Annotated in this window: 22 protein-coding genes; 10 read left to right on the forward strand and 12 right to left on the reverse strand. The window is 57.1% G+C overall.

What is annotated here, in order from left to right; genetic code table 11:
• The first annotated feature begins 38 nt into the window (after positions 1 to 38).
• The 4 genes from JIF53_RS07365 to JIF53_RS07380 are packed head-to-tail and all read left to right on the forward strand — an operon-like array spanning position 39 to position 3,972.
• Complete coding sequence (locus tag JIF53_RS07365) at positions 39 to 554, forward strand: FixH family protein (RefSeq protein ID WP_153741407.1); 516 nt, start codon at positions 39 to 41, stop codon at positions 552 to 554.
• Complete coding sequence (locus JIF53_RS07370) at positions 551 to 2,998, forward strand: heavy metal translocating P-type ATPase (protein WP_153741408.1); 2,448 nt, start codon at positions 551 to 553, stop codon at positions 2,996 to 2,998. Before JIF53_RS07365 ends, JIF53_RS07370 begins: the two co-directional genes overlap by 4 nt.
• Before the next feature lie 36 nt (positions 2,999 to 3,034).
• On the forward strand, positions 3,035 to 3,271 hold the full coding sequence (gene ccoS, locus JIF53_RS07375) for a cbb3-type cytochrome oxidase assembly protein CcoS (RefSeq protein ID WP_153741409.1): 237 nt from the start codon (positions 3,035 to 3,037) through the stop codon (positions 3,269 to 3,271).
• An 11-nt stretch (positions 3,272 to 3,282) separates the two neighbouring features.
• On the forward strand, positions 3,283 to 3,972 hold the full coding sequence (locus tag JIF53_RS07380; RefSeq protein ID WP_011785272.1) for a sulfite exporter TauE/SafE family protein: 690 nt from the start codon (positions 3,283 to 3,285) through the stop codon (positions 3,970 to 3,972).
• A gap of 3 nt (positions 3,973 to 3,975) precedes the next feature.
• Here JIF53_RS07380 and ttcA read toward each other — a convergent pair whose 3' ends face one another.
• Entirely contained in the window at positions 3,976 to 4,884 is a 909-nt protein-coding gene (gene ttcA, locus JIF53_RS07385; RefSeq protein ID WP_011785273.1) for a tRNA 2-thiocytidine(32) synthetase TtcA, read from the reverse strand.
• Positions 4,885 to 4,957: 73 nt separating this feature from the next.
• Between ttcA and JIF53_RS07390 the strand changes: the two genes are divergently transcribed.
• The 3 genes from JIF53_RS07390 to JIF53_RS07400 are packed head-to-tail and all read left to right on the forward strand — an operon-like array spanning position 4,958 to position 7,375.
• Positions 4,958 to 5,614, forward strand: a complete 657-nt coding sequence (locus tag JIF53_RS07390) for a TetR/AcrR family transcriptional regulator (RefSeq protein ID WP_022991796.1) — start codon at positions 4,958 to 4,960, stop codon at positions 5,612 to 5,614.
• 19 nt (positions 5,615 to 5,633) lie between these two features.
• Positions 5,634 to 6,302 carry a DNA-J related domain-containing protein gene (locus JIF53_RS07395; RefSeq protein WP_228285498.1) on the forward strand — a complete coding sequence of 223 codons (669 nt, stop codon included), beginning with the start codon at positions 5,634 to 5,636 and terminating at the stop codon, positions 6,300 to 6,302.
• Positions 6,303 to 6,340: 38 nt separating this feature from the next.
• Positions 6,341 to 7,375, forward strand: coding sequence for a polysaccharide deacetylase family protein (locus tag JIF53_RS07400; protein WP_199452164.1), 1,035 nt, complete (start codon positions 6,341 to 6,343; stop codon positions 7,373 to 7,375).
• Between the two features lie 9 nt (positions 7,376 to 7,384).
• On the opposite strand, the gene JIF53_RS07405 is transcribed toward JIF53_RS07400, so the two are convergent.
• The 6 genes from JIF53_RS07405 to JIF53_RS07430 all read right to left on the reverse strand — a co-directional run bounded on the left by JIF53_RS07405 (position 7,385) and on the right by JIF53_RS07430 (position 14,014).
• Positions 7,385 to 8,458, reverse strand: a complete 1,074-nt coding sequence (locus JIF53_RS07405) for a MalM family protein (protein ID WP_199452165.1) — start codon at positions 8,456 to 8,458, stop codon at positions 7,385 to 7,387.
• 21 nt (positions 8,459 to 8,479) lie between these two features.
• Positions 8,480 to 10,105: an OmpP1/FadL family transporter gene (locus tag JIF53_RS07410; protein ID WP_199452166.1), complete on the reverse strand. Its 1,626-nt coding sequence runs from the start codon at positions 10,103 to 10,105 to the stop codon at positions 8,480 to 8,482.
• 39 nt (positions 10,106 to 10,144) lie between these two features.
• The gene (locus JIF53_RS07415; protein WP_153741416.1) at positions 10,145 to 11,155 is read right to left on the reverse strand and encodes a transporter; all 1,011 of its coding nucleotides are present in this window, start codon (positions 11,153 to 11,155) and stop codon (positions 10,145 to 10,147) included.
• A 55-nt stretch (positions 11,156 to 11,210) separates the two neighbouring features.
• On the reverse strand, positions 11,211 to 12,011 hold the full coding sequence (locus tag JIF53_RS07420; RefSeq protein ID WP_113879044.1) for a C39 family peptidase: 801 nt from the start codon (positions 12,009 to 12,011) through the stop codon (positions 11,211 to 11,213).
• Positions 12,012 to 12,199: 188 nt separating this feature from the next.
• Positions 12,200 to 13,663 (reverse strand): SLC13 family permease, encoded by a 1,464-nt coding sequence (locus tag JIF53_RS07425; protein ID WP_153741417.1) that lies wholly within the window; start codon positions 13,661 to 13,663, stop codon positions 12,200 to 12,202.
• Positions 13,664 to 13,693: 30 nt separating this feature from the next.
• Positions 13,694 to 14,014, reverse strand: a complete 321-nt coding sequence (locus JIF53_RS07430) for a TraR/DksA family transcriptional regulator (protein WP_153741418.1) — start codon at positions 14,012 to 14,014, stop codon at positions 13,694 to 13,696.
• Between the two features lie 145 nt (positions 14,015 to 14,159).
• On the opposite strand from JIF53_RS07430, the gene JIF53_RS07435 reads away from it, so the two are divergent.
• From JIF53_RS07435 to JIF53_RS07445, 3 genes are all read left to right on the forward strand, one after another.
• On the forward strand, positions 14,160 to 14,516 hold the full coding sequence (locus JIF53_RS07435; RefSeq protein ID WP_153741419.1) for a phasin family protein: 357 nt from the start codon (positions 14,160 to 14,162) through the stop codon (positions 14,514 to 14,516).
• 70 nt (positions 14,517 to 14,586) lie between these two features.
• Positions 14,587 to 16,386 carry a PHA/PHB synthase family protein gene (locus JIF53_RS07440; RefSeq protein ID WP_199452167.1) on the forward strand — a complete coding sequence of 600 codons (1,800 nt, stop codon included), beginning with the start codon at positions 14,587 to 14,589 and terminating at the stop codon, positions 16,384 to 16,386.
• A gap of 80 nt (positions 16,387 to 16,466) precedes the next feature.
• On the forward strand, positions 16,467 to 18,191 hold the full coding sequence (locus JIF53_RS07445; RefSeq protein WP_199452168.1) for a diguanylate cyclase domain-containing protein: 1,725 nt from the start codon (positions 16,467 to 16,469) through the stop codon (positions 18,189 to 18,191).
• Between the two features lie 41 nt (positions 18,192 to 18,232).
• Here the strand turns inward: JIF53_RS07445 and JIF53_RS07450 are convergent, their stop codons facing one another.
• From JIF53_RS07450 to JIF53_RS07470, 5 genes are all read right to left on the reverse strand, one after another.
• Complete coding sequence (locus JIF53_RS07450) at positions 18,233 to 19,207, reverse strand: AgmX/PglI C-terminal domain-containing protein (RefSeq protein ID WP_153741422.1); 975 nt, start codon at positions 19,205 to 19,207, stop codon at positions 18,233 to 18,235.
• 5 nt (positions 19,208 to 19,212) lie between these two features.
• Entirely contained in the window at positions 19,213 to 19,713 is a 501-nt protein-coding gene (locus JIF53_RS07455; protein ID WP_153741423.1) for an ExbD/TolR family protein, read from the reverse strand.
• Positions 19,710 to 20,222 (reverse strand): ExbD/TolR family protein, encoded by a 513-nt coding sequence (locus JIF53_RS07460; RefSeq protein ID WP_153741424.1) that lies wholly within the window; start codon positions 20,220 to 20,222, stop codon positions 19,710 to 19,712. The genes JIF53_RS07455 and JIF53_RS07460 overlap by 4 nt, the downstream gene beginning before the upstream one ends.
• Positions 20,223 to 20,247: 25 nt before the next feature.
• Positions 20,248 to 20,955: a MotA/TolQ/ExbB proton channel family protein gene (locus JIF53_RS07465; protein ID WP_141066858.1), complete on the reverse strand. Its 708-nt coding sequence runs from the start codon at positions 20,953 to 20,955 to the stop codon at positions 20,248 to 20,250.
• 133 nt (positions 20,956 to 21,088) lie between these two features.
• Positions 21,089 to 21,400, reverse strand: coding sequence for a hypothetical protein (locus JIF53_RS07470; RefSeq protein ID WP_183578911.1), 312 nt, complete (start codon positions 21,398 to 21,400; stop codon positions 21,089 to 21,091).
• Positions 21,401 to 21,412 lie beyond the last annotated feature (12 nt).

The following is a 21,412-nucleotide window of genomic DNA, read 5'->3' on the forward strand; positions in this document are numbered from 1 at the left end:
CAACCGGCTCTGAAGCCATAAACCGAGACAAGACCGTAATGACTGATAACGCAACACCTGCCCCCTGGTATCGCCAGCCGTGGTTCTGGTTCCTGACCATTTTCCCTTTGGCGTCGATCATGTGGGGGATTACCGCCCTGACAGTATCGTCCAGCATGGACAATTCGCTGGTGACCGACGACTATTCCAAACAGGGGCGTGGCATCAATATGTCCATTGCCCGGGATGAAAAGGCGGCAGATCTCCAGATGAAAGGCTCACTGAGCCTGAATGGTCGTTCTGCAACACTGGATCTGAGCACCGTGAATGGTGCCGCCGACTACCCGTATCTGGTGTTCAACCTGTATCACCCGACATTGTCTGGTCAGGATAAAACCGTCCAGTTTACCCGGGTCGCTCCCGGTCAGTACCGGGGCCAGCTCCTTGAGGATGTCAGTGGTCGCTGGTACTACGACCTCCAGGGGCCAGATAACGACTGGCGGGTAAAGGGTGAGGTAAGGCTTCCTTCCTCTACCCCCATTCGCATTAACGCAGAAGGCGACGCCCAAGGGTGACCACCCTGAACTGCTTCCATTGCGGAGAACCAGCGGATGGCGAACCCCCGATTACCCTGGAACTGCAGGGACAGCAAAGGCATTTTTGTTGCCAGGGTTGCAAGGCTGTGTGTCAGACCATCCACCAGGAGGGTCTGACCGGTTTCTATGAGTTTCGCACCGAACCCGCTGTTACACCAAGAGAACTGACCCGGTCAGAACTCGATCGTATCCGGGAGCTGGATCACCCCCTGGTTCAACAAGCCTTTGTGGCACCGGTCAAGGCTGGCCAGGAGGCACAGCTGCTGATCGGCGGTATTACCTGCGCCGCCTGCATCTGGCTGCTTGAGAATCACATGAAACAGCAGCCAGGCGTGCAGAGCTTTACCGTAAACCACACCACACAGCGGGCTCGCCTGGTCTGGGCATCGGACAAGGCACGTCTCAGCGACCTTCTGATTGCCATCCACGAACTTGGCTACACCGCCCGCCCGTATCAGGCCGACGAAGCCGAACAGGCGCTCAAGGCAGAGCACCGCTCGATGCTCATTCGTCTGGCGGTGGCCGGGATCGGTTCCTTCCAGAGCATGATGCTGGCTTTTCCCCTGTACTTTGAACTTGTCAGTGATCTTTCCACGGATTTTGTGGATTTTTTCCGCTGGTTCAGTCTGCTGGTTGCCACGCCGGTGGTGTTCTACAGCGCTCGCCCATTTTTTACCAATGCCCGCCGGGATCTGCTCTCCCGTCATCTGACCATGGACGTACCGGTGGCCATCGCCATCGGGCTTGCCTACAGCGCAAGCGCCTGGGTAACGGTGGTCGGGGGCGACGAAGTGTATTTTGAATCCGTGTGCATGTTTACCTTTTTCCTGCTGCTGGGCCGATACATTGAAGTTCAGGCCCGCTATCGCGCCGGGCTGAGCGGCAATGCCCTTGCGGGCTTCCAGCCCTCTGTTGCCGCACGGGTCCTGAACGGTGAGGCAGAGATCATCGCCATTCACCAGGTACAACCGGGTGATGTGATCCGGGTTCGACCAGGGGAAACGCTACCTGTGGATGGCGAAATCGTCTCGGGGGAGTCTACCCTGAACGAAGCCGCCCTCACCGGTGAATACCTGCCAGAAACCCGTAAGCCGGGCGACACCGTTCATGCCGGCAGCGTAAATGGGGAAAATCCGCTCGACATCCGCGTCACCCATGCCGGGGCCCAGACCCGGCTGTCCGGCATCTTGCGAGTTCTGGATCGCGTACAGTCCGAAAAGCCGCCGGTGGCCCGAATGGCCGATCGCATTGCGGGCAAGTTCGTCGGCCGTGTGCTGATACTGGCACCAGTGGTCTGGGTAGGCTGGTGGCTGGCCGGGGCCGACAACGCCTTCGATATCACGCTTTCCGTACTGGTGGTTACCTGTCCCTGCGCCCTCTCGCTGGCTACGCCAACGGCGATCACATCTGCCACAGTGCGCCTGAGAAGGCTTGGTTTCCTGCCTACTCGCGGTCACACCCTGGAATCCATGAACACCATCGATACCGTGGTGTTTGATAAAACCGGGACTCTGACCCGGGGAGAGCTTAGTCTGACCGGGCAAGCGGTGTTCGGTAGCCTGGATCAGGACACCTGCATTCGGATTGCCGCGGGGCTTGAAAAACATTCAGAGCACCCGATTGCCAGGGTATTCCACGAGCAGCCTTCGGTCACCGTCAGTCAGGTGAGTAACCACCTGGGCGGTGGCTTGTCCGGACACTACCATGGACGGGCGGTCTACATCGGGCACAAAGCCTTTGTCTCCGAGCACACGTCGGCAATTGCGCCAGAAGGTGAAGACGCCCAAGGCATGGAAATCTGGCTCGCGACAGACAAGGAATGGCTGGCACGCTTCCGGCTGGATGACAAGATACGGGACGACGCGTCACAGGCCTTGCAGGCGTTACGGAAATCCGGAATCGAGACCTTGCTGCTTAGTGGGGATCGCTCCGGCCACGTACAACAGGTAGCCCATGCACTGGGCATTGACCGAGCCATTGGTGAAGCCTCACCGGAGCAGAAACTGGAAGTGCTGGAACAGCTTCGAGCGGACGGGCACCGGGTGATGATGGTGGGTGACGGACTGAATGACCTGCCCTCCATGGCCGGAGCCGGTATTTCAGTGGCTATGGGTACAGCGGCAGACCTGACTCAACTGAAAGCCGACGCGGTACTGCTGAATGGCCAGTTGAATTCCCTGGTCGCCGCGATTGAAACCAGCAAGCAAACCCGGAAAATCATCCGTCAGAATATGATCTGGGCGTTCGGCTACAATGTCTGCGCCCTGCCCCTGGCCGCAGCCGGCCTTGTGGCCCCCTGGCTTGCTGCCATCGGCATGTCCCTGAGCTCACTGATCGTTGTGCTGAACGCCTTACGACTCAGCCGGTCCAACAAGGGCACACCGCCCCCGGAGGCCACCCTTGGCGCACCAGAAGCAGCCTGATACTTTGGGCCATACACTTATGAACAGGAGGTTATCGTGCAGATTGTCATGATACTGGTTCCGCTTATGCTCATCCTGGTGGCGCTGGGCGTCCTTCTGTTTTCCTGGGCCGTCAAGAACGGGCAGTACGATGACATGGACGGCCCCGCTCATCGCATTCTCTACGACGATGACAAGGATATGATTCCCAGGGAAGCCCGCCGTAACAAGTCGAAACCTGACGGCCAGAAAGACGACGCGGAGCAAACCGATACCGATACCGACAAGGGCTGACAGGATAGCGGATGCAGCCTGAACTCTATCTGAGCTACCCCAGTGCCTTCCTGATAGGACTGCTCGGCAGTACCCATTGTCTGGGCATGTGTGGCGGCATCAGCGCCTCGCTGTCCATGGCATTGCCGGTAGGCCGGGGCTTCCGCTTTCGGCAGACCCTGCTCTTGCTGGCATTCAATTTTGGCAGGATTGCCAGCTACGCCCTGATCGCAACCCTGATTGCCCTGCTCAGCACCAGTGCCGCCAGCCAGTGGCATGGTGCCGGATTGGCTCTGATGACCCTGGCGGGATTGCTGCTGATCATGATGGGGTTATCCATGGGGCAATGGTGGCAGGGTATTCGCTACATTGAGCGGGTCGGGGCGCCGGCATGGCGCTTCCTGTCGCCGCTTACCCGCAAGTTCCTGCCGGTTCACAATGGCGGCCAGGCCCTTGCTCTCGGTGCCTTGTGGGGATGGCTGCCCTGCGGCCTTGTTTACAGCACACTGGGATGGGCGGCGCTTCAACCAACCGTCAGCAGCGCAGCTCTCACGATGATGTTCTTCGGACTGGGAACCCTGCCGTCGATGTTGGCGACGGGCTTCGCCGCCAACTGGATAAGAGGCCTGAAAAGCAACCAGAGCTTCCGCAAGCTCAGTGGCCTGCTGTTAATCCTGTTTGGCCTCTGGACGCTGCCTTTCCAGGCCCTGCTGAATCACTGACGATCAGAGATTCAGTACATCTAGCCGGCCAAAATCCTGCTGGGGCTCCGCGGTTTGAACGGCCTGACGCTTGCCGCCAAGACGCCGCCCTTCCCTGAAGTCATATAATTCCGGATCGGCCAGGTGCGACGGCTCGACATTGCAAAGGGCCCGGAACATGGTTTCCAGACGGCCAGGATGCTGTTTGTCCCAGGTCTGGAACATTTCCTTGATGACCTGTCGCTGAAGGTTTTCCTGGGAGCCGCATAAATTGCAGGGAATGATCGGAAATTCCCGAAGTGACGCGTAGCGGGCAATATCCTTCTCCCTGGCATAGGCCAGAGGACGAATAACCGTATTGCGGCCATCGTCGCTGTGGAGCACCGGTGGCATGGATTTGAGTTTGCCGCCGTAGAACATGTTGAGGAACAGGGTTTCCAGCAAATCATCCCGGTGATGGCCCAGGGCAATCTTGGTTACACCATGCTCCTCGGCGAAATTGTAGAGAATGCCCCGTCTCAGGCGTGAACACAGTCCGCAAGTGGTCTTCCCTTCAGGCACTTTTTCCTTAACAATACTGTAGGTGTCTTTCTCGATGATGTGATACTCGATACCCATCGACTCAAGATAGTCCGGCAGGACATGCTCGGGGAAACCCGGTTGTTTCTGGTCCAGGTTCACGGCAATCAGTTCGAAACGCACTGGCGCACTCTTCTGCAGATTGAGCAGAATATCGAGCATGGCGTAGGAGTCTTTGCCGCCGGACAGACAGCACATCACCTTGTCTCCGGCTTCAATCATCGAGAAATCAGCAATCGCCTGCCCAACTTCACGGCGCAGACGTTTCTGCAATTTGTTAAGCTCCAGTTTCTGGCGACGTTCGTAATCAGAAGCCGGTGTCTTCTCAGGGCTGGCAGTCATTGCTTCGGGCATTCGTTTTCACGCTCACAAGGTAAGTGAGCGGGCAATTATACGCGCCACAAACCATCAGGGACAGGATAGCAACATGGATATGTTGAAATTGACTTCACCACAAGCCACGGGCAAGCGCGCGCTCAACCGTATCCGAAATCGTCACGCCATTCTCAGGGCGGCCAGAGACTGTTTCCAGGAGCACGGTTACGACAACACCACCATTCGGGACATCGTCCGCAGAACCGGTCTCGCCGCCGGCACCTTCTACAACTACTTTTCCAGCAAACAGGATATCTTCGCGGCCCTGCTCAGCGATTTCCTGACCTCGCTCAACAACGACATGAGCCAGCAGCGACAGTCTGCATCCTCAACCCAGGAATTTGTCTACCGGGCCTATCTGGCGCTTTACAGCGCCACCGCGAAAGATCCGGTGGTGTATGAGCTCGCCCATCAAAATCAGCGCGCCCTCCGAAACCTGTTCGGCTCAGATATTCTGGGCCTGACCATGCTGTCCCTTGAGGAAGACGTTCGGAACGCCATGACCCGCGGGCTGCTGCCGGCAGTCGATGCGGACTATCTTTGCGCCGCGTTTTTTGGCGTGGCCTACGACACCAGCATGCTGGTGGCCAGGCGAGCACACCAGAAGCCGGAACTCGCCCAGGACGAAGCCAGAACCGCTGCTGAATTCTCCACCCAGCTGTTTCTGGGCGGTTTCCCGGCCCTGACCAGGCTTTCAAGCGAAGGCTGACTGGCATACCATGATGGCCATGACCATCTCCACAGATAACCAGAGATTCGATGACTCACCCGAAGCCAGTGGTGAAGAACACAGCTGGCTACAGCAACAGGTCCAACACCTGTCGGTTGCCGTGGAGCACGAGCTACGGGCCGCAGGACCGGCCGGGCTATCCGAGTTAGAGCTGATACGAGCCTTGCAGGGCGAGCGCTGGAGCCTGATCGGCACCGTCGACTTTCATGAGCCCGATCGCCTGTACCCGGTGCACTTCCTGCTGTTCCACGTGCTCTACCGTCTGCGTGATCAGATTGCTGTGGAGGGTGAGAGTCTGAATATCTCTCCGCTTCGGCTCAGCATCGGGCAAATCGTGAATCGCTCCGAATCAACAGCGCTGCCGGATTCTACCGATGCCCTCCGCGAGTTCTATCTGGACCTGTCCCAATACTTTCTCTCCGAAGCCGCCATCCGGGAAATGATGGACAACTTCTGGGCTGGCAACACCCTGTCCCGGCCCGAGCACTCGGAAGCCGCCGAGGCGGCCAGAACGCTGGGTTTCGATGAATTACCGGGGCAGTTCGCTACCGTCAAGAAGCGCTTCCGAAAACTCGTGATGCGTGCGCACCCAGACCGGGGCGGTGATACCGGAGAAATCCAACAACTGAATCAGGCCTTCTCGGTTCTGAAAGCCCATTACGCCTAAATCATCCTACGAAATCCCGTGTGTCAGGAAACAAGACCATGCTTCGAATAAACAAACTGATTGCGTATCCCCTGATCAGTACCCTGTTGCTGGCCGGAACACAGGCTCAGGCCGACCTGGTGGTTCTGCAGTATCACCACGTGGATGACAGTACACCTCCGGCGACCAGCACGTCCCGATCATTGTTTGAGGCGCAGATAAGCATGATCCGGGATCTTGACCTTGACGTGGTGCCGCTGGAAGCCGGCACCAGGGCGGCACTGGCCGGCGAACACCCCGACACCAATGAAGTGGCCATTACGTTCGATGATGCCTATGAATCCGTCCATACCTTTGCTGCGCCGTTACTGGACAGCCTCGGGCTGCCCTACACTGTCTTCGTCAATACCGACTCGGTAGGCGCCAGGGGCTACATGACCTGGGAGCAACTCCGCACAATGGCAAACAATGAGTTGGCGACTATCGCCAATCACAGCGCGGACCACGCTCACCTGGCACGCAGACGGAGCGAAGCCGAAGATGAATGGGAAAACCGGATTACCAGTAGCCTGGACGAGGCTCAGCAAGAACTGAAGAACCGCATTGGCGTGGAGGAGCCTCTGTTCGCCTATCCGTACGGCGAATTCGATCTAGCCCTGGAACAGAAGCTCAGCGAAAGGGGTTGGTTGGGATACGGACAACAATCCGGTGCTATTGGACAGTATTCAGGCAAAACCCGTCTGCCCCGCTTCCCCATGGCCAATGCCTACGGCCAATTGGGCAGCCTGAAAGACAAACTGATGAGCAAGGCTTTTCCGGTACCGGCCAAAGACCTGCCCGACGGGGTGTTCGAGCAGAATCCACCGCGCTTGCGTTTCACGCCCACCGATGCCATCAGCCCCTCCCGGCTTACCTGTTTCGCGTCCGGACTCGGTCGAATCAATTTTGAAGTGGTGGGAGATAGCATAGAGGTGCAGGCACCCAAAGCCATCAACAGCCGTCGGTTCCGATACAACTGTACCCATCCGGCGGGTAACGGCAGCTTCTACTGGCTGTCCCAGCAGTGGTTGAATCTGGACGCACCGGAAGACTGATGGTCGCCATCACTCCTCAAATGTCGTGATGCCAATTTCTCCGGTTTCAACGTGTGGAATCGCTTTGGGCGTGTCGCCCGCTTCCGTCACCGTTTGCCCAGCCAGGTCTTCCGGGCGGGTGAATACCACCAGCCAGCGCTCGCCCTGGCCGGGAAACGCCGGCACCCAGCTTTCCAGATACCCGCGACGGCGCCAGTTTTCCGGTTCGTAGTTCATAACCAGATCCGTCACAATCCGCACGGGCTGAAAGTCCTTGTCGAGAAATGCCAGGCTTGGTACCAGCACGCCATTGTGGGCGTAGGAACGCAGCCGCATCACAAACCCGGGGACAAAGGTACTGGATGGCAGGGCAATCAGCCGATAGGGCGAATCACCCGTACTGAAACGGTGGCGGGGCGTGTCTTCCTCAAAATCAACACCAAACTCACGGCCTTCCTGCCACTGCAGGAAATCCCGGGCTGGCAGGGTCTGGCAACAGCTTTCGGCAAATACCGGGAAAAACGAATCCGTTTCCTCAATCCCCAGTATGGCAAAGGCGTCGGGATCATGGCCCTCAACCGGCGTATGGTCATCTACAGTAACCGGCAGGTATACGCTGGCATCGCTGAGCATGACCGGCGCCTGATCCGCCTGTTTCTGCTCTTCGGTTCGTATATCCGGGGTGTAATAGCTGACACGGACAATGCCGTCGGCATCACGCCATGTGAAATAGGGTTGCCGCTGGCCAGGCCGGATAAACCCTTTTTTCGCCAGCTCCTCACCATCCGGATAATTCTCGGTGGTGTATTCGAGGTTTTCTTCCAGCTTTGCGGCGGCGCCGCGGTCGCTGCCAGAGGTCGGCCGATAAGCCTCAGACCCGGTGGCTTCGCCTGAGATGGCGACGGACTTGGCATCCGGCTCACCTGGGGTAACGTCTTCGCGCTGGGCGTCGGGAATCCGGGAATAACGCACCCTGCCCTGCTCATCCACCCAGGAAAAGTAGCCTTCCCGCTCGGCAACGCCGCTGCTTCCGGTCTGGCAACCTGCCAGCAACGCGAGCGCAAACACACCGACCGCCAGTCCGCTGTATCGACCAAGTCCCATCACAGCCCCCCCCTGTCAGGATCAGAATTTGGTTCGGAAGCTCAAGCCTGCCATCACCACCCGCAGGGAAGTCTTGATGGTGAGGTCGGCATAGGGGTTATAGATGATGTTGGTGATGTTGTCGCAGTTCACGTTGCAACTGGTGTCGGCCGGAATGGTTTCAATCGATTGCAGATACGACAGATTCATGTCGATTTCCGTGTCCTTATCCCACTTGTACCCCATGCCAATACTGTACAGGTTCGCGCCCCCGAATGGCGCCATAATCGAACGCTGGTCGTCCGGAATAACCGAGTCCCGGATTTCCACCCCGGCCCGGAGATCCAGACGAGATGACGCATGAAACTCAACACCAAAAGCCCAGTTCCACTGGCTCTTGAAACCCAACGGCAGGCGCAGGGTATCGGATGTGGCGTTGTCCGGCGACAGAATACGCGCAGCGTTCAGGAACTCCAGATTACGATCGAACTGGAAATTGAAGGCATCCCATTGGGCAAAATCTGTCCAGCCCACATCTGCATTCACGGTCAGCTTGGGATGAACATCCATGCTGATACCGGTCTGAAAATGCTGCGGATAGACAAGATCCATACTGACGTTGCCCGCCTCCCGCGGTGCACCTGAGGGCAGACTCAGAATTGCCGACGAGATGGCGCCCAGAATGGAGCCATTCACACTCTGCCAGAACCCGGACCAGTCATCGGTGTACTGTATCTCGAACTGCCCCTTGAGGTTCATGTCGGCTTCTGAGGTATAACTCGCCCCCCAGCGGAACCAGTCCGTCGGCTCCCACATCACCCCCAGGGCGTAGGTGGGTGAGATGGTTTCCTGCAGATTCAGACTCATGGCTCCGATGTCGTCCCAGGGGCCGACATTACCACCACATAACGCAAGCCAGGGCTGCAGCGGTTCGTCGCCGCTTTCACAGTTGAACGCATCCTGCAGAACCTCTGCCACCCCCATCAGCAGGTTTGGCGCCCGCATGTACTGGTCCGCTGCGAAGGCGAAATGCGAGAGATGAATGCCCGCGCCCACAGACCATTCATCATTGATCTCATACCCGACGGTGGGAGACAGGTAGGTGGTCCGCTGGAGGGTGGCCGCCTGGGGCAGGTAGCGACCGGGGTCGTTTTTATCCCGGTAGAAGCCTGCGGCCATCGGCAGATAAAAAGCGTTGGCGAACGTCAGCTTCGAACCCGGCGGCTTGATACTGATACCCGCTGATGGCGCAAAGGCTGGGCCTGGGGGCATTCGAAGAATGCCATAACCTGGCACATAAATCGCCACGTTATTGGTATGACTACTGCTGTTCGCAATCGGATCGCGCTGGTTTCCGGTTAAAGGGTCCTTTTCGAGCCCGCTGATTCCGAATATCTCGTAGTCTTCATCTGCGTAGAAGTCGGCGTCAATATCCAGATAGATGCTGAGGAGGTTCACCTCAAGCTGGCGCCCGTCGAGTTTGGTCAGGCCCGCTGGATTATAGTGAATGGCCATCAGCCCCGGGGGATCTGCTGTAACGGCGTTACCCAGTGCCAGCGCCTTCGGATGTATCGTCAGGTTCTGCGTCAGCTGTGCCTGGGCCCCGCAGGAAACGCCTGCGACCATGGCGGCGGCCAGAAGATGTCGCTTGTGACTAGCTTGTCCCATGAAATCCTTCCCCTTCCCTTGAAACGTCCTCGACTTCAATCACTCTTTGAGGCCAGAGAAATTGATGGGCAGGGATACACCCAGGGAGAAGTCCGGCGCGTCCTCCGTCAAACCGATCCCGAGGCTGGTATTTACAATGGTCATATCACTGAGACGTGTGCCCAGGGACATACTGAGGAAGCCAGTCATCTGGTCCTGGGCCACGGCCTGGTCACCGTTGGAGAAGGTCAGCACCGTCTCGTCGCTGTAGCTGAGCTGGCCAGACACGCTGAGTGAGATGTCATAGGAGAGCGAATAGGCAAAACCCACGGAACCGGACAAACCGAAGCCCGGATCGACTTCTTCCAGCAACCGGGCGCCCCGAACCTGCTCCAGGCCGTCTACGGTCAGATTGTAGGTCGCGCTGACAGAACCGAAGACCACGACAGGGTCCAGTACCTTCGACATACTCAGACCACCGCCCACAGAGTAATAACCACTGCCAGTGGACAACTGCTCGTTGATGTCGATCTCGTAGGGACTGACGCCGGTTTTACTGCTCAGGGTGCCAAAGAAGGTGGTCGACATCTTGCCGGGCACATAGGCAAAAGGCTGCCAGCGTCCGGTGAAGGAGATGTCGCCGAAGTCGTATACGTTCAGTTCATCCTGAGTGTCATACTTCACGACCAGTGGAACACGGGTGCCGATGGTCAGGTTATCCAGTAACCCGTAATCGTAGGAAAACGCGTTGGTGAAGTTATGGGTAGCCGATGGAACAACGTCCAGGTTACGAACCGAACCATTAGTGATGGCCAGATCCAGTCGCTGATCCCCGGTATAGGAATAATCGAACGAATAGTTCAGGGAGTGGGTGCCCTTCTTCTGCAGTGAGTAATTCTTCTCGGCAGCCTGGAAAACCTCCTCAAGCTGTTTGGTAGAATCCTCATCCCCTTCCTGACGCGCCAGCGCTTCCCGCGCCTGATCCACGTTCCCTTCCTGAGCCATAGCCATGCCCGGAAGCAGACCAGCCGCGGAAACAAGGATAAAACCTCGCACAAACCAACGATTCATCCTGACTCCCTACTTTTATTTGTTTTATTCCTGCCCGACCAAACGACCGGGAAAATTAATGACGACGGTAATGGAGCTGTTTGCGGGTATTTTCCACGCTACCGTCCGGATTGTTCTTCTGGCGTTCCAACAAGTTCTGAATGCGTCGTTCCGTTGACTCGTGGAACTCTGGAATCTGCTGCATGGCCAGCAGAGTCATTGTCTGATCATCCACAAAGCGCAGGTCTTCCTCTTTCAACTCAAGGTTATCCAGGGGTTTATCACTGCCCGGGAAGACAATGAACAGCACGTTGTCGTCCCACTTTTCCTGAAACTGCGCCACAGTGAAGGAAATGTTGCCAACCGCCGGGTCTGCAAGGTAAACACGCCCGTCCCGGATGGTTCTCAGCACCACAAAGTGCTTGAAACCAGCGTGATCAATGGGAACGATCGCCGGATGGTCCAGCTCCATCAGGTCTTCAATTTCCGCCTTGAAACCGCCAGAGGGATAACCCAGGGCTGTGACCAGCCGCTTCATATCGAGCATGGAGAAAGCGCGGCGTTCAACGATTCGCTCGCTCTCACCGTAGTGCAGCAAACCTTCCATCACCTGTCGTTCGGTCAGAGACCGGCCAACATAAAAGTTGAGTACCGTGGTCAGGGCCGCGCTGCCGCAACTGTAGTCGTACGCCTGGCGAACGATATTGCGGAATTTCTGCTCTACCAGGGGTTCGACCCGGGTGTCCCATCGAAGCTCGACAGGGCTGGCATCCACCTTCTGCTCCAGAACAATCGTGCCACGATCGAATGGCTCGACCTCGGTGGCTTCCTGCACCATGGTGAACGTGAGAATGGATCCGGCCAACACCAGCAGCATTTTGGAAAGTCCCTGTTTTTATTAGACGTGCAACTTATCGGGTTACATGTTGTTACCGTACGATACCGAAATCGCAACTGGCTTAAAGATAACTGTGCCTCAAATCTGTCGCTGCAGAAGGGGCCTCCGGGAACCGGTATGAGAACTGGTTCAAGACCGGAGGCAAAGCCATGAAGTGGCGGGGAGCATCAGAGCGAGAACACCAACCCCAGCAACCCGTAAGTGATGAGAGTGACGACCACAATGCCCATCAGATTCAGGGCAAAACCCGCTTTGATCATGTCCGAAATCTGCATGTGACCGCTGGAGAAGACAATCGCGTTAGGCGGCGTGGCTACCGGCATCATGAAGGCGCAACTGGCTGCAATCGCGGCGGGAACCGTCAGTAGCAATGGTGACACCTCCTGCGCCATGGCAAGCGCTCCCAGTAATGGCAAAAAGGCGGCGGCAGTAGCGGTATTGCTGGTGACTTCGGTCAGGAAGATAATTACAGAAGCCACAATTACCATCATGACGATGGTCGGCAATACACCAGCCACGCCCAGACTGCCGGCGATCCATTCCGCAAGACCGGAGCTGCTGATTACCCCCGCCATGGCCAGGCCACCGCCGAAGAGCAACAGTACTCCCCAGGGCAATTTGTTGGCGGAATCCCAATCCAGCACAAACGTGCCTTGACGGGTATCTACCGGGATAAGGAACATGGCGATCGCTGCCGCGATTGCGATGCCGGTATCACTCAACCAGGGCATCAGACTGGCAGACAACAGCGGGCGAAAAATCCACGCCGTTGCCGTGATGACAAATACCACGGCCACCAAACGCTCTCCCCGGCTCATGACTCCGAGTTTGGCCAGTTCATCCCGAATCATCTGGCCGCTGTCCGATGCCTGACCAATCCCGAAATCCCTCCGGGTCAGCCACCACCAGGTCAGCACCAGCATTACCAGAGTGACCGGAACCCCCAGCACCATCCACTGGGCAAAGCCCACCGAGATGCCCTGGTTTTCACTCAGATAGGCCGCCAGCAAAGCATTGGGCGGGGTCCCGATCAGCGTCGCAATACCACCAATGCTTGCGGAGTAGGCGATGGCCAAAAGCAGCGCTGTTGCATATTTCCGAACACCCTCCGGGTTCGAGTTGTCCATCATCGCTACCACGGACAAGCCAATGGGCAGCATCATGATAGCGGTTGCGGTATTACTCACCCACATGCTCAAAAAAGCCGTCGCCAGCATGAAGCCGGCAATCTGTCGCTTGGGCTGATCACCCATGGCTTTGAGCGTCAGCAAGGCAATACGCCGATGAAGATTCCATCGCTGCATCGCCAGGCCCAGGGTAAACCCACCGAGAAACAGGAAGATGATCGGATTGGCATAGGGCGCCGTTGCCTGCCCGATAGTGCCAAGCCCAAGCGCGGGTACCAGCACGATCGGTAAAAGGGCTGTGGCCGGGATCGGTATCGCTTCGGTGGACCACCAGGTGGCCATCAGCAGCATAAGCCCCAGCGCCGCCCAGGCCTCCGCCCCCATGGAACCCGGCGCTGGCAGGACCAGCGTTGCCAGGAGGAACGCCACACCCAGAATCAGACCAGTTATCTGACTCTTCGGTAGCCCGGAACGGGCTCCGTCGTTGCGTTGCACTTCAGCCATTGTTCATCCTGTGCTTTTGCGTCCAAGTTGTCAGTCTGACGCGCAATCTACACAAACCGTGGTATACGGCAATACCTGAAGCCGCCTGGGATCGATGTCGTTACCACACTGCTCGCATTCGTTGCCGACGCCCTGGTCTATCCGCTCCAGGGCGTGATCAATCTGCTGGAGTTCCGATCGCGTTTCCGCTTCCAGGGAATCCACTACCTCATCGTTCTGGGTCTGGCTCGCCTGCTCTTCGAAATCCTTTTCCAATGCCCCCGCCTCCCTGCGCTGATGCGCCTGGTAGCGGGCCAGCCTGGCTTCAAGGTCTGCTTTCAGGGTTTCCAGCTCGGATTTTCGGTTTGCCATCGGATGTCTCCCGGATCTATCTGTTATCAGATTAACTATAGACTAGGAGATAGGGTGAAAGCCGGTTTGACGCCTGTCAAAATCATGTCATCGAAGCTGAGCTAAACTACCCGTTCCGACAATCACTACAAAGGAGTTGTAACGAATGAATCAGGATATGATCAACAAGGCCAACCGCCTCAACGAAACCCTTTTCACCCAGTTCAGCAAGGCCGCCGAGATGCAGATGGATGCGTTTCGTCGTTATGCCGATGTTGCCATGGACCAGGCCAGAAAGGTCTCTGAGGTTCGTGATCTGGATGGGCTGAAGCAACTGACCACCAACCAGGCTGAGACCCTCAAATCCCTGAGTGACCAGTTCACCCAGGACTGGAAAGCCTGGCAGGATTACTTCAGCGAAACCCGTGATCAGGTGCAGAAGGTCTTCGAACAGGAATCGAGCGAACCAGCCAAAGAGAAAGCACCAGCCGCCAAGGCCAGCGGTTCCAAATCGGCAGCCTGACAAGCAACACCAAAACCGGTCGGAATGGCACTCATTCCGGCCGTTTTTTATTCAGAGGCAGGAGAGCCCCATGTTCGGTCTGGATTTCGTGAGCAAAACCGCCACCCATCTGGTGAAAACCTTTGAGGACAACGTCCGCCAGGGCCAGCAACAGCTGGAAAAGTGGCTCGGTGACACCGGCATGATGGAGGACACCAAACTCTCCACACTGAGCGAAATCTCGGACGCCTATCGAACCATGGCCGAGGATCTGCTGCTGCACCCGCTCCGGTTCGCCAGTGCAGAAATCGATCTTGCCCGCAAACACCTGGGGCTGGCTCGCTACACACTGACCAGACTCACCGGCCAACCTACAGAACCAGTCGCCGAACCGGACCCGGACGACCGGCGCTTCCTGGCGGAGGACTGGCACCGGCATCTGTCCTTTGATGTGCTCCAACAGGCCTATCTGATCAACTCCCGTGCTTTCCTGAGTTGGGTTGAAGGTATGGAGGGGCTCCCCGGCCCAGGTCGCGACCAGATGCTGTTCTACGCCCGTCAGTTGACGAGCGCGCTTTCACCTTCCAACTACCCGCTGACCAACCCGGAAGTCCTGCGGATAACCTGGGAACGAAAGGGCATGAATCTGGTGGATGGGGCCCGCAACCTGGTAGACGATATCCGGCAGAACCCGAATCTGTTCAACGTCGCCATGACCGACCGTTCAGCCTTTGAGGTGGGCGGCAACCTGGCAACAACGCCTGGCAAAGTGGTGTATCAGAATGAACTGATGCAATTGATCCAGTACTCGCCAACAACAGACACCGTGGCCCAGCGCCCGCTTCTGATCGTTCCTCCCTGGATCAACAAGTACTACATTCTCGACCTCACCGAACGCAATTCCTTCATTCGCTGGCTGGTAGACCAGGGCCAGACGGTGTTTGTGATTTCCTGGCGGAATCCCGGGCCAGCCCAGAAAAACAGGGGCTGGGACGACTACATGGAGTTAGGCCCGCTGGCTGCCATTGATGCTGTCACTGAAGCGACCGGCGAGCAACAGATGAATGCCATCGGCTACTGCATTGGCGGCACCCTGCTCGGAACCACGATGGCCTGGTTGGAAAAAAAACAACGTAACCCGATCGTCAGCACCACCTATCTGACCACCCTGCTGGATTTTTCAGACCCCGGCGGCATCGGCGTCTTCATTAACGATCACTCAATCCGCGGTATCGAACGAACCATGGAGCGCAAAGGCTACCTGGATGGCCGGGCCATGGCCTTTACCTTCAATCTGCTGCGGGAAAACGATCTGTTCTGGTCCTACTGGACCAACAACTACCTCAAAGGCCTGAAACCCAAAGCCTTCGACCTGCTGTACTGGAATACCGACGGCACCAACCTCCCCGCCAGAATGCACAGCTACTACCTTCGGGAAATGTACCTGCATAACCGACTGGTGCAGCCGGATGCCCTCACGATTGCGGGTGAAAGCATTGATCTTTCCGCCATCAGGGTACCTTCCTTCTTCCTTTCCGCCCGCCAGGACCATATCGCTAAATGGAAAACGACTTATCGGGGCGCCGGGGTTTACGGCGGCGATGTGCGATTCGTTCTGTCCGGTTCCGGCCATATTGCCGGGGTCATTAATCCCCCTTACAAGGAAAAATACGGGTACTGGACCAATAACCAATTGCCAGGCTCGCCGGATGACTGGTTTGATAGCGCAGAACATCACCCTGGATCCTGGTGGCCACACTGGCGTGAATGGCTGGCGACATTCGAGGGAGAGCAAGTTCAGCCCCGTCAGCCCGGGGAAGGCCCGCTTGAGGCGATTGAGGACGCGCCTGGAAGCTACGTAAAAGTTAAGGCATCGGAAGCCGGGGGTTGATAGACTTCAATATAAATGAGCGAAGGTTCACTTTTACCGAATTCTTCGCAACAGACAGACCAAGAATAACAGGAGTGCCCATGGGGCAGCCGCTTCCGGTATCACGCATTATGCACACGGGCGTCCTGCTTCAGTGTGAGCTGGACACAACCATTGCCGATGCGGCTGCCCGGATGTCCGAAACCTCGGTCAGTTCCATTTTGATTACCGATGGCGGAACGGTTGTTGGTATCTGGACAGAACATGACGCCCTGGCGATCGACTTTACAGACCCTGAAACATTCCGGCAGCCGGTAAGTACGGTGATGAGCTCACCTGTGCTGTCCCTGCCCGAGACTCTGGATGCCGGTGAAGCCGCGGTTCGTTTGCGTGATACCGGAAAACGCCATTTTCTGGTGACTAACAGTAGCGGCAAACCGGTCGGGATCCTTTCCCAGACCGACCTGGCCCTCAACCAGGGCCTGGAACCCTACTTGCGACTGCGGGAAGTGCGGGCGGCCGTACCGCGCCCGCCACTGGTGGTTCGGGGCGACCAGTCTCTGGCGGAAGTGGCCAGTTACATGCATCGCCATCATGCCGATGCGGTGGTGGTCGATTGCGACGAAGAAGGTTTGGGGATTCTGACCGAGCGGGATATGGTCCGGTTTATTGCACGCCACACCAGCAACACCCTGGTCAATGAATTGGCGACCCGGCCTCTGCTCACCGTAAACGAAGAAGACCCGCTGATTCACGCCCGCGATCTGCTGATAGATCATCGCATCCGCCATCTTGCCGTGGTCAATCAGCTTGGAGAGGTTACCGGCCTGATCGGTTATCACGACATGCTGACCGGCGCTGAGCAAATGTATCTGGACGATCTTCGCGAAGCCCTCGAACAAAGGGATCAGGCCCTGGCCAAATCGAGGCGAACCCTGCAACTGGCGGAGCGGGTCATTGAATCGTCTTTTGAAGGCATAATGGTGACCGACAAAGACGTCTGCATTGAATTCGTCAACCCGGCATTCACCCAACTGACCGGTTATACCGCCGAAGAGGTCATCGGTCGGTCACCGGATCTGCTCTCATCCGGGCGCCACGACAGCGAGTTCTACCGGCGCATGTGGAATTCCCTGGAAACCCACGGCTACTGGCGCGGAGAAATCTGGAATCGCCGAAAAACCGGTGAGCTTTATCTGGAACTTCTGACCATCACCGCAATCACCGACGATGACGGCAATACCACACATTACGCGGGCCTGTTCACGGATATCACGCAAAATCGCAGGAACGAGGAACAGATCCGACAGCTAGCCTACTACGATGCCCTCACCGGTGTGCCGAACCGACGATTGCTGGAAGACCGGCTGGAGCACGCCATTCGCCATGCCCATCGCAAGGAAATGCTGCTTGCAGTGATGTTTATGGATCTGGACCGTTTCAAGGAAGTGAACGACACGCTGGGCCATGCGGTGGGGGATGACCTGTTGCTTCAGTTCACTACCAGGGTAAAAGACTGCCTGCGGGAAGACGACACACTCGCCCGACTTGGAGGCGACGAGTTTATTGTGCTGCTACCGGAGATGGAACGGCTATCCGACGTGTTTGCCGTGGCCGACAGGCTGATTGAAGCAAACAAACGGCCCTATCAGATCAACGGCAACCAGATAAACGTGGGTTCAAGCATTGGCATCAGCCTGTATCCGGAAGACGGTACCACCGTTCAGGAACTGATCAACGGCGCCGACATCGCCATGTATCGTGCCAAGCGGGAGGGGCGAAACCGCTACAAGCTGTTTGCGCCCCACACTGTCGAAAGCGCCTGATCAGGAGCGATCCTTCACCACCCCTGATCCGGAGCCAACCGTCAGCTCGACAACAGCTCGATCGGATAACGAATGGTGGTCTTGTCGACTCCTGGTCGTGCTCCAAAGTCTACCAGCCGCAACCGGTTGCAGATCTTGTTCTCAAGTGCCGGTTCGTTGAGTGTTGACTCCACAACCGAGCAACTGGACACCGCACCATTCGGCTCGATAACCAGTTCGGGCGTGATACTGCCCTGCAGCGAGGGTTTTCGGCGCAGCTCGCGATTGTAGATGCTGTAAATGGCGGACTTGTTGGCATCCATGGTGCGGCGCAACTCCTCCCGGCTACGCGATTTCGAGGCAGTTTCCTGCTGCTCCCTGCGCACCGTCTCTTTTACCGCAGCCACACGTTCCGCCTCGGCCACCTCCGCGCGCTCCCGTTCTGCCAGGGCAAGCTCACGGGTTTCCCGGCTCAAAGCGATTTCATTCACACCACTACTGCGGGTGTTTTCGGTAGCACGGGAAGCCAGGGTATCACCGGTCTTCCTGGCGATCGGCTCGGCCGTATTGGTAACCGGACTATCCAGTTTGACCGATTCCGCCAGCGAACTGATCTTCGACAGCTCGTTGCCCATGGCAAGAATCCCGGTGTTTTTCGCCTTTTCCCGAGCCTTGGCCACTTCTTCCGGTTTGGGCTCTGGTTCCGGTTTTTCAGCCACTTCCGGTTCTGGAACAACCGGCGCTGGAGCGGGTTCGGGTTTTGGCTCAGGCTTCGCCTGCTCCACCGGCTTTTCCTCAGGCTTTGGCGGCTCAGGCTCTGGCAATACCGGCTTGGGTGGCTCCTTTTTCTCAACAATCAGCTTCGCCAACTGGGGCGGCAAGGCTTCCTGTTCCTGCCGATCCTGTTCCGGCAACTCAACCCAACTCACATAGCCCGCGAAAACCAGAAACAGGGGCACCACGACAACCGCCGCCGCCAACAGTCTCTTGCGCTCTCCCCTCTCCTGATTCCAGGGCAATCCGTAGCGATAATCCATTAGCTTCAGGCCCCCTGTTCCGTGCGCTGATTAACCGCCAGGGAAATGCTGGCATAACCGGCGTCCACACAGGTGGACATGATTTTCTTGAGCAGCTCGTAAGGAAGTTCCCGGTCCGCAAGAATGGTAATGGGGCGACCTGCCTCCGGTGCTGGCCCCGACGAACGACTGGCCTGGTAGTCGAGCTCCTGCTTCAGCGATGGCTCAACCTGCCCCTCGAAGGTCTGGAACGCGTCGCGTTTCACCACCAGCCGGCCGTTCACCAGGATATCCCGGTCGGTCACGGTTAGTGCCAGTACATCACCCGGGGGTTGTTGGGCAGTCGAATCGGGCAATTTGATGGTGTTGTTCTGGTTGAGTACCTGTACGTCAGACGAAGAGTTCACCATCAGGAAGAACACGAGGATGGTAAAAATATCCATCAGCGACACCAGGTTCATTTTTCCCTGGCTTTTGTTGCGCCGGTAATGCCGTTTCAGACGACGGGCTTTCGCGGATTCTTTCATGAACTTACCTCCGCGGTGCCCGAGGTCTGGGCAGGTGCATCTCCGAGGGAGATTTCGGGGAACAGTTCTGCCTCGACAACACTGCCAGCCACTACGGCTTCATAGGAGCGCACCGTATCCATCACGGAAACCAGAGACTGATAAGAGGTCTGCCGGGACGGCATGATGATCACATCCTTTTTGTCCGGCACCCGACTCTTGATCTCTTTCATGACATCCTTGAGCAGAGGAAAATCATACTCGCCCTCACGCCGGGGTATGTCCTTGATGACGCCGCCCTGGTTATCTGCAACAACCAGCCGATCTTCATAGATCACAACCTGGATCTGCAGTTCTTCAGCCTGCTCTGCCGACAGGCTCTCGCCGGTCGGAAAGTTGAGTTCCAGAACGCTGGTGTGGGCAAACACCATATTCAGCAGCAGTACCGGCACCAGCACAATCATGAGATTCATGAAGGGCGTGATGTCGAGATCTGCCTCACTTTGTAGGCGACGATGCTTCCGTCTCATGGCCTGACATCCTTCTGGCTGGTTATCAGGCCGGGCTACCGGCCGGTGTCGCTACCTGTGCCGTCGCAGCGGCAGTCTGACCCTGTGGTTGTGCACCGGACTTGTTGCCGGAGCCATCGCTAAGGAGGTTCAGAACCTTGATGCCGGCCATCTCGAAGCTATCAACAATCTCGTTGGTCTTGGTTTGCAGCAGCGAATGGATCAGCAGCATCGGAATGGCTGACATCAGGCCAAACGCTGTCGTGTTCATGGCGACCGAGATACTCTGGGACAACAGGCTCGCTTTCTGGGCCGGATCCGCTGCGGCTACTGCGGTAAAGGCAGCAATCAGACCGATAATGGTACCAAGCAGGCCCAGCAGCGTGGCGATGTTGGCCAGTGTTGCCAGGTACTGTGTGCGCTTTTCCAGCCGAGGCATAACATCCAGCAACCCCTCTTCCATGGCGTATTCGATCTCTTCGCGACCCTGGCGGCGGGCGAGGCGCTGAAGGCCGAAGCCGATCATGGTGGACATGGCACTACCGGACTCCTGAGTGTAATTCAGGGCGCCCTTCAGATCGCGCTTTGCAATCATCTGATGCAGGCGGTTGAAATCCCGACGGTTGGTCAGTTTCTGGGCGGAAAGGTAGACGTAACGTTCAATGGCAACAATGAGTCCGATGATCAGCACAACGGCGATCGGAAACATAAAAAAGCCACCTTCCTGGAAGAAGCGAACGGCGGTATCGATCATTTTCTGGGCACTCCATGGTCCGTTTTCAGATCAGTCTATTCGCGAGCTCGCCCGGACAGGGTAAGTTCGCGCAAGTCTGTGTGAGGGTTTGTTTATTTTTGCGCAAGAACACAGAGCAGATGTGAGGAATGTCTCACTCTGGCGATTCATCTGCCGGTTGTGTCTGTTTCAGGAATTCGTTGTGGTATTGCACCAGCCTCTGGAATTCATATCGTTCCAGCGGCGCAATCCCCTGATTAACCATGAGCCGCTCGTCTGGCGCCCGAAGTTGTTCAACTTCCGGTGGTTGCCAGGGCACCAGATACATGACCGTGGGCACTTCCTGGTCGCCACGAATGCGGGTACCTTCGATGGTTACCACACCCGGGGTGTCCTGGGCGTAAAGCATGGGCGCCGCAGCTATCAGAGCGGAAGCGGCCAGAATGATCGGCGAAAGACGTTTCATATCAACCTGTCC

The sequence above is a fragment of the Marinobacter sp. bablab_jr008 genome (genome assembly GCF_016464145.1).
GTDB classification, from domain to species: domain Bacteria; phylum Pseudomonadota; class Gammaproteobacteria; order Pseudomonadales; family Oleiphilaceae; genus Marinobacter; species Marinobacter nauticus.